Raw genomic sequence first — 12,471 nt, forward strand, 5'->3', positions numbered from 1 at the left:
ATAGATGCTTGCTAAGCCGACTCATTAAGCGCAAATCGTGACCCATTCGGTTTTTATTGTCAGGTCATCTTTGGCAACTGTATCTTCCTCAGAAAGAGAAACTCTGGCTCGGATTTCTAGCTTACGCTCATTACCAAGTTCATGACGTGTAAAGGTTTTACCTACCATCCAAGCAAGAGCACTGCCTTCCTTTTCACCGCTACCTGTTACTTTAAAATGGAAAAAGCTGTACTCTAGATTCTTTAGATAATCGTCTTGCTCATACTCTAAGTCGTCTAGTCTGAGTAACACTCGGCCATTTTGACGGTTATCGATAATCTGAATTTGAGCTGCGTCCGCTAGATAACTATCTCCAAATGCCAAATCACCTTTATCTTTGAGCACTTCCAAACCACACTGTGCTTCAATGGATGCTTTAAACTCTATTTCTGCATCGTTATCCATTAGCGAAAAGTTGTTATTTGCATACACTGCATGATTAGTAATAACAAGCATACCTGCGACTAGTAGAGCGGTAGATGTGCGCATAATTACTCCGCGAATGTTGTATTAGTTTGTTTCATTTTAATTAGACGCTGCTTCTCTGTTTCGATTTGCAGAAGCTTAAGTTCGTGTTCAGCTTGAGCAAGTTCTTCTTCTCGTTTACGCTGACGCATTTCGAACGCGTACAGTTTTGTGCAATCAACACGGTCTTCACCGCCAAACTGAATTGTGACTGCAGCATAGATACCGCGGTCATCTTCGTTGTAGTAATTGTGATAAGGGTCGTACTGGTTACTGTATGTATCATCTGCGCCTTGGGAACCATAAGTTCCAAATTGAACAGTTTTACCCGTTGATACTGCTTGTTCACAGGTAGACCCATTAGATGTCCGAATTCTATCAGTACCTGATGGGTTTGATACTGAGGGGATAGGGTTTGCCAGTACATTCATCGAAATCATCATAGCTGCCGACCCCAAAGTGATTCTAAAACTCATGATTAAAACCTCTTAAATGTGAGCTTTGTGCATACTTCATAGGTGTTCGGGGAGTCTGTAACCATCTTAGTACACACTAATTTTTCGGATGTTTTACTAGGAGGGGTTTTAACACTAATGTCTAAATCAATTTCCTGATTGGCCGCTAGCTCAATTTTATTGTTAAACACTTTCTCGTTGATCCTCAGATAGTAATTTGCAGAGACATTGGAACGATTTACCAGGGTAAATTGCACTTGCGTTTTATCTGAATAGGTTTCGAATTGAGTGTTTTTCCACTTATGAACATTGGCACTGGCTGTGAATGATGCAGCCAACGCAGTTAAGCAGACAAAGTATTTAAGTAGTCGCATACATCACCTCAAGATCTAACAAAGAAGGGGATAGTAATGCAGTTGCGCGTAATACGATTACCATTTCGCGCCAGCAAGTTAGAAAAGTGAAACAACTCTGTTTTGGCGTTGAAACGCTAACCATCGAAGGAAGGTTGCGTAATTACTGCTCTAACTTTGAGATTGTTTTTGTATCGATGTATCGAAGAAGAAAATTAAATGATGAACCTACGATTGGCTTTGGACTACTTTTAATAATCCATACACTCGATTTATTGAGTACTTCTGAGAAGGGACGCGTAAAACGGTGGCCTTTGCTACTTTAACAACAGATGTTTGGTTCTTTGGAACTCGTGCAAAGAGGGTTTATCGTCTTGGTCGGAGCTAGCATACAGAATCTTAAGTTTCTGAATATCAAAACCTGTAAAGCAACAATAGATACTACCGCTCGTACACTGTGACATTATCCGCGGTCATTGTGTATGCGCTCATTACTTCAGTATTGCCGTCGGAGAGCTCAATATTGGAAGCGGTAGATTGCTCCAACAAAGTTCCTTCGACCCACACCGGTGAGTATAAACCTCGAAACTCAATTCCTTTAGGGTAACTCACTACGACCATTTGATTTCCTGGCGGTGGTGGAGTGTGAATACAGGCGCCGGCAGTAGGAACAAGTATAAACTCAGTAACAATCAACTCATCAAATTCAAGAGGTACGATGAACCCAGGAAGTCGCCCCTTCTTGCCAATGAGCGTGGGATTGATATTCATATTCCAATCTGAATGATCGGCATCTATTTGCTTTTGTTCTTCAATTAAATCAAGGATATTGATGCCATTCTTTGCAAAGCGTATCAATGCTTCACGATAATTTGTCTCTAGTGCAGCACGTTCAGGTTTGTGTTTATTTTGATAGTCTACGATCGTCATTAAATCATAGCGCTGTGTGGGTGTAAAACTCGCAAACTTGTTTTGGTAAGTTGGCGCATCAATGGTCGGCGAGAGATCTTGCCACTGCCAGTCATTTGCATGTGCTTTCACCATAAATAGCAAAGAAAGACTGAATAAAATAACTAACGAACGCATGCTTTAAACACCGATAATTGACCATTAACCGACAGAACCTATCAGTAACCTTGCCATGTGTACATCCTTAACCAGTTCTTTTTGGTATCTTGTTGTAAGAATGAGCCGTGTTGTTTGGTTATGGACTGCGCTGTGTTTCGTTCAAACTTAATATCGTTCTTTGATACATTTTAGGTGTTAGGCCGCTGATGCGCTTAAACGAACGCGAAAAGTGAGAAATATCGGAAAAGCCAAGTTGACTAGCAATGTGAGTCAGTGATCGTTCTTCGCCCATTAGTTCTACTGCGACAGTAAATACTAGATTATCTTTGATATGGCGGAAACTTGTTCGCTCTTCATTGAGCCTTCGCTGCAGCGTACGTGGTGTCAGCTTTAACAGTTTGGCTGCTTGCTCTAGGGTAAGGTTGTGTTCTCGAACATAGGGTAACAATGCCGTAAACACGCGGTCGGTAAAGTTAGCGTGCCAAGTCACTAATGGTTTTTGTGGTGCACAATCTTTACTGGTGATATTTGGAGCGTGCTGCAAAATCTCCTTATCGATTAACCATTCTATACGTTCATTTTCAACGAAATATTGTGGTGACGTCCCTATGATAGCTTTAAATACATCAACTTCCTTCGATTGGATTTTAATTTGTTTAGGAGTCCATGTGGACTTAGTCATGGCTCGGACCAATTCGATAGCGTAAAGCACTGCCCAAATCTCCGACCAAAGGAATAACGGGCTGTCATCAAATTGGCGTTTGCACCAATACCAAGTCCTTCCATGACTCTGTTCTAGTCCAACATTGACGCCAACAGCATCGTACTGAAACACTTGTTTTGTATGGACTAAAGCTTCCTCTACCGTATTGCATTCAGATAACTCACCTAGTAGGCGTGGTATAACTTTTTGCCTAATCGCCGTTCGTAATAGATCGCCGAATTGAGTAATTCCTAATTGATTTCCCAATAAATAGATTAGTTTTTTCACTGGCTCTTGGGGTAAGAACTCTTGATCCAAATCGAATAAGTCTGGTGGTAATCCAGATTCTTTTATCGCTTGGTGAGGGTCGTGGTTGTATTCGCGAAAGAGTTCTACCAATACGCGGGCGTAACCAGATTTGATTAGTGGTGTAATTGGGTCTTTGCTAGTGGTCATAGGCGTTAAGACGGTATTTTTGAGATATTGATAATGTTTAGGTTAGACCTTTGGCGCAAAATGGCAAATCTGAAAGAACACATCAACTACAATTTTCGCTCAGTGATAATCAGCAAAGCAAACACGTGTTGGTTCTCTAATATACTAATTTTTAAAGTAATTAAATTTAATTTGTTCCGGTAATAGTCTATACCTAGGTAGGATTGGTTATTAAGTTGTTAACAAGGGATGAGTAATGAGCGATAAACCAGAATCAAAAAGTCAGCCAGTAGAGAAACAGAACAAAGATTCTCAAATTGAACAAGCTGAACAAAACGCAGAGCAAGCGAAACAGAACAAAGTTAAGAAAGCTACCAATGCTCTTGTTGTCTTTATTGTAGCTAGTCTCGCTATCAGTATTATTTCAGATCGAATCATTCCTTCTACAGACAATGCGCGCGTCAAAGGCTATGTCGTGCCGATCAAACCTCAGGTTTCTGGGCAAGTGATCGATATTCAGGTAAAGCCTAATCAGTTAGTGTCAGAGGGCGATACATTGATTGCTCTTAATCCGGTGGACTATGAGATAGCTGTTCAAAAAGCAGAACAGGATTTGGAAATTGCTGGACAAAATGTTGGAGCTCAAACGGCGACGATCGCCTTTGCACAGGCTCGTTTGACCAGCAGTATTGTCGAACGAGATAACGTTGAACTGCAAACTCGTCGTGTACTTACTATGGCAGAAAAAGGGGTGATTTCCGCTTCTGAGGCTGATAAAGCAAGAGCGAATTTGGCGAGGGCACGCGCCAATGTTCAAAATGCACAGGCAGATTTGGACAAAGCCAATAAACAGCTTGGCGCAGAAGGTGAAGAAAATAGCCAGATTAAAGCAGCTTTACTTGCACTAGAGAAGGCTCAACTGGACTTAGAACGTACCGTAGTTAGAGCTCCAACCAACGGTGGCGTCTCAAACTTCAGTTTGTCCGAAGGATTTTATGCGAGCGCTGGCCAACCCATAATGACGTTTGTGTCAACAGATAGCATTTGGATTGAGGCTTACTTTAGAGAGAACAGTTTAGGTAATATTCAACCAGGTAATGAGGTTGAAATAGCACTCGACTTTGCTCCAGGAAAGGTCATCACAGGCAAAATATCAAGTGTTGATTGGGGCGTGGATTGGGGGCAGTCCAACCAAGCTGGCAAACTGGCTCAAGCCAATAATCAAACTGGCTGGTTAAGACAAACTCAAATGCTTCCGGTTACGATTGAATTCGATACGGCTGATACGACAGGGTTGCTGCGAATAGGTGGTCAAGCGGATGTCGTGGTATACACCGATAACAACACCATCTTCAACATGTTAGGCAAGGCTTGGATTCGAATCGTTAGCTGGATGTCTTATGTCCGATAACACACAAAATCGCGTACTCAGATTTACGCTTGGTGTCGGTATTGCTACGTTTCTTGCTGCTTGGATAGATTGGCCATTGGCGTTTGTAACACCGATTTTCACCGCTAAGTTTCTGTTTGAAAAGAAGGTATTACACAAAGACATCGTCTATGAACTTCTTCTTGCGATGATCGTAATCGTTGTAATTGGTGTTAGCTTAAGCTTAGGTCTTGCTCAATATCCGGTTCCTCTATTAATAGGGGTAGGAATGTTGATGATGTTGGGGTACTACCTGTTTCTCGACCCGAAATGGAATTTGTTCGCAACCATATTGTTAATGTCGACATTGATGTTGCCTTTTATGGCAATTGATAGTCCACCAATTGCTATATTTTTGGCGTTGGGTTTAAGTTTATCTGGTGCTATTGCAGTCGCAATATTCGCAATAATGCACATCTATATGCCGGAGAGAGAAGAAACGCATCAGGGCTATCAAACGGTTCCATTTACTTCGGAATTCCGCTGGCATTCCGCGTTGAAAGCGATGATTGTCGCTTTCCCTGTTGTCTGTTTCTTCTTCATTTTCCAGATCTCTGAAGCGCTACTTTCGATGATATTTATTGCTTTGTTATCGTTAATGATAACAGGTGAAAAGTCCATCAAGTTAAGTCTGTTTTTGCTAATTAGCAATGGTATTGGTGGTGTGATTGCCGTTCTAGTGTTTGGTGTATTAGCTCTAGTCCCTAATATTGTTTTTTACACTGTCTTTATCAGTCTTCTAGCAATTGTTATCGGTAGCAAAATGTACTCAGAGCCTACAAAGGCACCGGTGTACGCGACGGCATTCAATACCGCTTTGGTGTTGATAGGCACGACGTTAATGAGCTCTGGTGTGATTGACGAAAAAATGTGGATAAGGCTCGGACTTCTTGGTTTGGTAGCTTTATACATGATGATTGCTGCTTTCTTTATTGAAACGAGGCAATGGAAGGTCCTGCAGTTCAATGGACAGATGATGAAATCTATTTAGGTAAACGTTATGAATTTTGACAGTTCCTTCAATAAAAATGCGATCGATACTTTTATCAAAATCGCGACCATTTCCATTTTGGTCTATTGGTGTTTTTCCATTCTTAGACCTTTCATGATGCTCGTCGTTTGGGGCGGTATTATCGCCGTCGCACTCTATCCAGTGGCGTTATGGTTACACGCTAAATGCCGTATTTCCAAAGGTAAAGCAAGTGGGTTGCTTTCGTTGCTTGGCGTTCTGCTACTACTTATTCCACTCGTTTGGTTATCTAGTGGTTTATATACGGGAGGCACAGAAGTGTATTCGCAGCTACAGGACGGAACACTTCAAGTACCAAGGCCGACTCAAGCCGTCAAAGAATTGCCTGTAGTTGGTGAAAAGATATATGCCGCTATGTATCATGCTTCGACTAACTTAGAAGGAGCGATGGCTAAATATAGTGAGCAGATAAAATCGCTAGCAACAACATTAGCTGGTGCTGTGGGGTCCTTTGCGGGTGGGCTACTACAATTTATCGTTTCGACCATCATTGCTGGCGTGTTTATGGCGAATGCTGAGAACTGCCAAAAAGCGTTCAACAAAGTGGCTAATCGACTCACTAACGGCAAAGGTGCGGAGCTAGTCAATCTATCCAAATCAACAGTTCGTAGCGTCGTACAAGGCGTGTTGGGTGTTGCGGTTATTCAATCGATCATGGCCGCAGTCGGTATGGCGTTCGTTGATGTGCCTGCGATAGGGCTTTGGGCACTAGCGGTCTTGTTAATGGCTATTATCCAGTTACCGCCAATACTGGCGCTTATTCCGGTGATTGCTTATGTGTTCGGTACCCAGTCGACCACAGCAGCAGTACTGTTTTTAGTATGGTGTGTCATCGTCAGCGGTAGCGACGCGGTTCTTAAACCTATGTTACTAAGTCGAGGATCAGATATTCCCATGTTGGTTTTACTATTGGGTGCGTTAGGTGGAATGGCTATGTCAGGAATAGTCGGCCTGTTTGTTGGTGCCGTTGTATTAAGTTTGAGTTATCAACTGTTCGTATCTTGGCTAGAAGAGCCAGAAAAAGCCAAAGATTAATACAAGGAGAATTGGCTCAATGTGGAAAGGGATTTCTATCTTCGTTTTATCGTTAGTTTTGGGCGGGTGTGCTTCTAATGCTCACTCTCCGAGTTCTTCTGACGATGAGTGGACATCACAGCTAATGGAGCAGCGTCGTTGGCGCGACGCTGAAGATTTAGAGAAAGATTATCTTAAACTCTCGTCTGAGAATCGACTACCAGTTCAACCAGCTCTTGTTAAAGTGATTGGCTCACAGCAGGCGGACGCGATAAAGAGTCTAGCCGCGAAGATCTACTTGATTGAAAACGCGAAACACACCATTGATCTTACATACTATATTTTCTCTGACGATTTAGCAGGTAAAGCCACATTAGGAGCTTTGTGTGAGGCCGTGCAACGCGGTGTTGATATCCGCATTATGGTAGATAGCTTGGGTTCGTACAGTCTTAACAATGGGAACTTAAAAGGCCTTATGCAGTGTGAAAAAAACGCGGGCTATATTCGTGATAGAGAAGGACAGATTACAACTCAGAAAGCACGCGTACAGGCGGTTGTCTTCAATGCACTAACAGATGGTGATTCCAGATGGAACCATCGCTCTCACGACAAGCTATTTATTGTGGACGGTTTCTATAATCAAAATGCTTATGTGATTACGGGTGGGCGGAATATGTCGCTTCATTATTACGGGATCGATAGTAATGGAAGCAAGGACTACTCAGCGTTTCGTGATATTGAAGTCATAATCCGTCCTTTACTTGAATCGAAACCTGAGCAGTCGCCATCTCGACTAAGTGAGTATTATTTTACGGTCCTGTTTACTAAACCTGGCAACAAAAAGCTTGATACATGGTCAAGTTACAATCGAGACAAGTCTTTATTGTTAAAGTCTTATCAGAAGTTGAAAGCAAACCCAGAGTTTAATCAAGCATACATTGGTATAGCTCAGTATCTAGATATAGATTATCGTACTGCAGATACCAAATTTGCGCACGAATTGGACAATCTAAATGCGGACGATGTTGTGACGCGTTATAGCCATAACAAAAGTGCTAATGCCAATTCAATCAGCGGTATTTTGGCGAAAACTGCCTATACCAATACTGAGCTTAAAAAAATAAGAGTGGTGTCGCCATACCTGTTTCTTCAGTCGGATTTACTAAAAGATGAAGGCGTAATCGATAGAGAGCTAAACATCGCGTTGAGTTGGTTGGAACAAGATCCAGAGCGAAGTATTGAGGTTATTACTAACTCAGTACTTACTAGTGATAACTTCTTCACTCAAGCCGTGATCGACATGCACACGGTACCCTCACTCATTATGCAAGATGAAACCCTCAAGCAAACTTGGTTAGACGATGACCTTGATAATAACGAGCTCAACCAAAAGTTCCTTCAATCATCGGCTTGGAAGAAGGCGGTTAACCATCCAAGAATCAAGTTCTACCAATTAGGTAAACCCGACTCGGTATTACTCGGTGGAACACAATACTATGGCAAACTTCATGCGAAATTTCTGATTATTGATGAAACAGCGTTTGTAGGCACGACCAATCTCGATTTTCGTTCGTTGCTTTACAACAATGAAGTGGGGTTTTTCTTATCGGGAGAGCAAATAATCAGTGATCTCAACCAACAATTTGAACTACTTAAGCAAGACTCATTGCTTTGGGGTAGTGAGGAGTGGTTAGAGATGCGGAAGCAGCTTAGGGCAGTTGGGGGTATGAAAGGCAAAACATCTGAAAGCCAGCGAGAAATATATAGCATTCTCGAATCTACGGGGCTCAAGTATCAATTCTAGGCAGGGAGTTATTCGCTATTGATGGCGTAATCTGGCAAATGTCGATCATTTTCGTGCGGTATGTTTGATTGTCAATCAAACTATAGGAGTCGTTAATGATCGTACATTTTAGAGTTCAAGATATTGAAGAGTTGTGGCTGCACATCGATTTGGCTGCTCATCTTCAAACAAGGCTAAGAATGTTAAATAGGTTGTAGACTGCTCAATTCTAAAAACTGAACGCCCAACCTATCATCGGGCCCTGCTGGGTGACATCTATCTGTGTAGTGCCCGAGTCATTTTGAATATTTAAGTAGCGATAACCGAACCAAATGTTGTTTAGATTACTTAATCGATACATTCCAGCGAGATTGAGCCCTCTATTCACATCATTGTCACCGGCAATACTAGTATCTACAGTAAGACTCAATCCCCAGTCCTGATTAAACCAGTGGGCATATTTTAACCCCACCAACCAGTCGAATTGGTGCCCTGATGAATTGATCGATGGGGCGTCGTATTCGTTAACACCTATATCAATATTGAACTTACTGTAAGTATGTCTAACCCCCGTAAGCATCACTAAGCCATGGGTGACTTCATAACCAGCGAAGAGGTCATTTAAAGACATAGTGGCATCTAGATCGATAGTGGTTGTGATATCCGGAAGAAACGGCAGTTTCGGTTTGTAAGTTGATGAATTGGAGCTTTTGATATGCAGATAGTTAGCGCGAACGCCCAACAGCCATTTGCCTTTCTGAGCATAGAAATCGCCCATGAGACCGAAATTCAAGTTACTAACGATATTGTCAAAAGGAATGTCGATATTCACGATGCCATCTGAACTTCCTGAGGTACCAGTGATGCTCGGCGTCCATATCATTGGGAATACCAACAAGTATTCCCATTCCTCAGACTGATTTGATTGAGCGAGGCAAGGGGAAAGCACCGTCATGCTAGCTAAGGCAGCTAAACTAACCGACTTCATATATATTCCTTTAAATACTAATTTATTCAGATGGTTACCATCTAGGATAGACTATATTAGTCCTATACCACCTAATAACTTGTGTACTAGATGATGGCCAGACCTAGAAAAGAAGAGCAAGTCCACATAATTCGAACAGAACACGTCATGTTTTTTATCGATCTCTTCAAAGGGATGGATGTTGATTTACTTCCCTTATTAAGAGAAGCACGTATTCCCAATACAATTGTTCAACAACCTAACTATTCTTATTTACCAGAATCAACGTTGAAAAACCTGTTATGTCATCTCGGAAAGCGATTATCTAGCGAGCAATTTGGGATTAGGGTTTGGGAAATGGTCTCACTTGAATATGTCCCGTATTATCTGAGTAAATTACCCACTAACACGACGGTTCAAGAGGCGCTTAAAGCTTTTGGTCAACTATTAGAAATGGAGTCGTCCAATACCCAAGTATATATAAAAAAGGCTGGTGGAGCGTGGTGGTTTGTGAGGGAGAAAACGGGTGCGGATGAAGTTTGGTTTCAATATGCAGAGCTGTTTTCAGTGACGTTTATGACACAGTTAGTCTATCAGCTAACGGCAAGACAGTATTGTCCGAAAGAAATCGGTGTTCGGTCGTCTTCCGTTGAGGCGTTTAAATTATTGCCGCAACTTCAGAATGTGGTGCTCTATAACGAACGCCCTGTGACTGCAATTAAAATACCTGACAGCGTAATGATGCAGATGACCAAGTTTAACGTTCAAAAATCTGTACCCAGCGAACCGTTACCAAAGTTGGGACGGTTTACTCAGAGTTTAAAACTCGCGCTTAAACCCTACTTTACCGCTGGAAAGTTACCTCTAGATGTAGCTTCTGAGGTTATTAATATCCACTCAAGAACGATTCAACGCCGACTTAAAGAGGAGGAAACCAATTACAAGGAATTTAGTGAACAGATCTTGTTTGAACTCATTAAAACTGAGCTTATGTCTTCATCTACTATTGCGACAGTTGCTCAACAATTTGGTTACTCTGATTCCGCGCATTTCACGCGAGCATTTAAGCGATACGTTGGTATCACTCCCTCGCAATATAGGTCAAATCTCCCTACGTAAAAGCAACCTTTAAGTTTTGTCGCCAAATGGCAATACGTTAGGTTCGCAAATGTATAAATTATCACCTAAGGTTTAGATGTTAATTGTTTGTGAACTCAGCGTGTTACATAAAAACAATTAGCCTCGTAGCAGCAAATTCATATCAATGATTCGGAATGTTACGCGAAGTGGATTCCACTTGGCACGGACTAAAGGTGAAATAATGAAATCGATCGGCGGCAAACTGTCTCTTCTCGCAGCTTCTTGTGCCTGTGCGCTCTCAGCACAAGCAGACACAATTTTGTTTAAGAACGTTAATGTTTTTAATGGCACAGACAACAAACTGTATGAAAACCACTACGTATTAGTGGAAGACAACTTAATCAAAGCGGTATCGAAAGATGTAGTTGAAGTCTCCGATGCGCAAGTCATTGATGGGAGTGGTATGACATTAATGCCGGGTCTGATTGAAGGGCATGGCCATCTGCTATTAAACGGCGGTAACTTGAGTGACCACGAGAATAATCGCACGATAGAAGAATTAGCCGCGCGTTCTACGGTTAACGCTCGAGCCGCATTTCGTTCAGGCTTCACCACTTGGCGTGATGCTGGCGGGTTGAATACCGGCTTACGAAAAACGATAGACTCAGGGATGCTGGAGGGACCTAGACTTTATACCTCTGGTGCTTTCATTGGTCCTACAGGTTCTCACGCAGACTTTAGTAATCTCACAACAGCCAATCAACATTTTTTCGGTTCTACGACGAGTATGGCGAGAAACAGCGTCAGCTTTAATGCCGATGGTATTACCGACATAAAGGCCGCTGCACGTCAGAATTTCAAACAAGGCAACACGCAAATTAAGATCATGTCTTCCGGCGGTGTCGCTTCATCTTTTGACCCTTGGCAGCTAAATGCGATGTCGCCAGAAGAAATTTCGGCAGCGGTAGAAATTGCCGAGGCTTATGGCTCTTACGTTATGTCTCACGCATACAGTAAAAAAGCAATTTTACGCAACCTTGATGCGGGCGTAAAAACCATTGAACACGGTTTTATGTTTGACGGTGATATTGCTAAAAAGATGAAAGAGAAGGGAGCGTATATCACAACCAATATGACGGCTTTTTCTCCCTATTTGACTCAAATCGAAGCGATCAACTCTAATCCGGCTTCGAAACGAAAAGCAGAATCAGCGACGAAGGCATTCTCCAAGTACATTGAAAATGTCAACAAGTATCAACCTAAATGGGGTTTTCACACGGACTGTGTTGGTGATGTAACCGCTTGCATTAAGCAAACCGACCATACCATATTCCTTGCTGGTAAAGAGCTGGGTAACTTCTTCACACTCAAAGGCTTGACGTCAGTGAATGGCGAAATTGTCAAACTATCTGGGGTCATGGACCCTTATCCTGAAGGTAAGTTAGGCGTGGTTGAAGAAGGTGCATACGCCGATCTTATCTTAGTAGATGGTAATCCACTCGAGGACTTATCAGTAATCGGTGCCAACGAGAAATGGTTTGATGCTGAGCCCCGAGAGGCAGACTTAGACACAATTAAAGTGATCATGAAAGACGGTGTTGTTTACAAGAACACACTATAGCCATTCAATGGGGCTCAGAAACTGAGCCC

Annotated in this window: 11 protein-coding genes; 6 read left to right on the forward strand and 5 right to left on the reverse strand. The window is 42.2% G+C overall.

Annotated features, from left to right (window positions below; genetic code table 11):
- Window positions 1-24: 24 nt before the first annotated feature.
- The 4 genes from VME0621_RS18260 to VME0621_RS18280 all read right to left on the reverse strand — a co-directional run bounded on the left by VME0621_RS18260 (window position 25) and on the right by VME0621_RS18280 (window position 3,539).
- The gene (locus tag VME0621_RS18260; RefSeq protein WP_062460554.1) at window positions 25-528 is read right to left on the reverse strand and encodes a hypothetical protein; all 504 of its coding nucleotides are present in this window, start codon (window positions 526-528) and stop codon (window positions 25-27) included.
- 2 nt (window positions 529-530) lie between these two features.
- Window positions 531-980 (reverse strand): hypothetical protein, encoded by a 450-nt coding sequence (locus VME0621_RS18265; protein ID WP_031496528.1) that lies wholly within the window; start codon window positions 978-980, stop codon window positions 531-533.
- Between the two features lie 773 nt (window positions 981-1,753).
- On the reverse strand, window positions 1,754-2,398 hold the full coding sequence (locus VME0621_RS18275) for a DUF3299 domain-containing protein (RefSeq protein WP_062460549.1): 645 nt from the start codon (window positions 2,396-2,398) through the stop codon (window positions 1,754-1,756).
- Window positions 2,399-2,516: 118 nt separating this feature from the next.
- Window positions 2,517-3,539 (reverse strand): helix-turn-helix domain-containing protein, encoded by a 1,023-nt coding sequence (locus VME0621_RS18280; RefSeq protein WP_062460546.1) that lies wholly within the window; start codon window positions 3,537-3,539, stop codon window positions 2,517-2,519.
- Window positions 3,540-3,774: 235 nt separating this feature from the next.
- Here VME0621_RS18280 and VME0621_RS18285 point away from each other — a divergent pair, with 235 nt between their 5' ends.
- From VME0621_RS18285 to VME0621_RS18300, 4 genes are read left to right on the forward strand one after another with little or no spacing between them, the layout of a single operon-like run.
- Window positions 3,775-4,929, forward strand: coding sequence for an HlyD family secretion protein (locus tag VME0621_RS18285; protein WP_062460543.1), 1,155 nt, complete (start codon window positions 3,775-3,777; stop codon window positions 4,927-4,929).
- Entirely contained in the window at window positions 4,919-5,938 is a 1,020-nt protein-coding gene (locus tag VME0621_RS18290) for a DUF2955 domain-containing protein (RefSeq protein ID WP_062460539.1), read from the forward strand. Before VME0621_RS18285 ends, VME0621_RS18290 begins: the two co-directional genes overlap by 11 nt.
- A 9-nt stretch (window positions 5,939-5,947) precedes the next feature.
- Window positions 5,948-7,012: an AI-2E family transporter gene (locus tag VME0621_RS18295; RefSeq protein ID WP_062460536.1), complete on the forward strand. Its 1,065-nt coding sequence runs from the start codon at window positions 5,948-5,950 to the stop codon at window positions 7,010-7,012.
- Between the two features lie 19 nt (window positions 7,013-7,031).
- Window positions 7,032-8,795, forward strand: a complete 1,764-nt coding sequence (locus VME0621_RS18300) for a phospholipase D family protein (protein ID WP_062460533.1) — start codon at window positions 7,032-7,034, stop codon at window positions 8,793-8,795.
- A 208-nt stretch (window positions 8,796-9,003) separates the two neighbouring features.
- On the opposite strand, the gene VME0621_RS18305 is transcribed toward VME0621_RS18300, so the two are convergent.
- Entirely contained in the window at window positions 9,004-9,762 is a 759-nt protein-coding gene (locus VME0621_RS18305; protein ID WP_062460529.1) for a hypothetical protein, read from the reverse strand.
- Window positions 9,763-9,909: 147 nt separating this feature from the next.
- On the opposite strand from VME0621_RS18305, the gene VME0621_RS18310 reads away from it, so the two are divergent.
- Window positions 9,910-10,860, forward strand: a complete 951-nt coding sequence (locus tag VME0621_RS18310; RefSeq protein WP_157769581.1) for a helix-turn-helix domain-containing protein — start codon at window positions 9,910-9,912, stop codon at window positions 10,858-10,860.
- Between the two features lie 202 nt (window positions 10,861-11,062).
- Window positions 11,063-12,442 (forward strand): metal-dependent hydrolase family protein, encoded by a 1,380-nt coding sequence (locus VME0621_RS18315; RefSeq protein ID WP_006071420.1) that lies wholly within the window; start codon window positions 11,063-11,065, stop codon window positions 12,440-12,442.
- Window positions 12,443-12,471: the final 29 nt, after the last annotated feature.

The sequence above is a fragment of the Vibrio mediterranei genome, assembly GCF_900088415.1.
Lineage (GTDB): Bacteria > Pseudomonadota > Gammaproteobacteria > Enterobacterales > Vibrionaceae > Vibrio > Vibrio mediterranei.

Coding starts and splice junctions, on each gene's coding strand:
- VME0621_RS18300 (WP_062460533.1), top strand. CDS start 7,032: ATGTGGAAAGGGATTTCTATCTTCGTTTTATCGTTAGTTTTGGGCGGG.
- VME0621_RS18315 (WP_006071420.1), top strand. CDS start 11,063: ATGAAATCGATCGGCGGCAAACTGTCTCTTCTCGCAGCTTCTTGTGCC.
- VME0621_RS18275 (WP_062460549.1), bottom strand. CDS start 2,398: ATGCGTTCGTTAGTTATTTTATTCAGTCTTTCTTTGCTATTTATGGTG.
- VME0621_RS18290 (WP_062460539.1), top strand. CDS start 4,919: ATGTCCGATAACACACAAAATCGCGTACTCAGATTTACGCTTGGTGTC.
- VME0621_RS18310 (WP_157769581.1), top strand. CDS start 9,910: ATGTTTTTTATCGATCTCTTCAAAGGGATGGATGTTGATTTACTTCCC.
- VME0621_RS18265 (WP_031496528.1), bottom strand. CDS start 980: ATGAGTTTTAGAATCACTTTGGGGTCGGCAGCTATGATGATTTCGATG.
- VME0621_RS18295 (WP_062460536.1), top strand. CDS start 5,948: ATGAATTTTGACAGTTCCTTCAATAAAAATGCGATCGATACTTTTATC.
- VME0621_RS18280 (WP_062460546.1), bottom strand. CDS start 3,539: ATGACCACTAGCAAAGACCCAATTACACCACTAATCAAATCTGGTTAC.
- VME0621_RS18285 (WP_062460543.1), top strand. CDS start 3,775: ATGAGCGATAAACCAGAATCAAAAAGTCAGCCAGTAGAGAAACAGAAC.
- VME0621_RS18305 (WP_062460529.1), bottom strand. CDS start 9,762: ATGAAGTCGGTTAGTTTAGCTGCCTTAGCTAGCATGACGGTGCTTTCC.
- VME0621_RS18260 (WP_062460554.1), bottom strand. CDS start 528: ATGCGCACATCTACCGCTCTACTAGTCGCAGGTATGCTTGTTATTACT.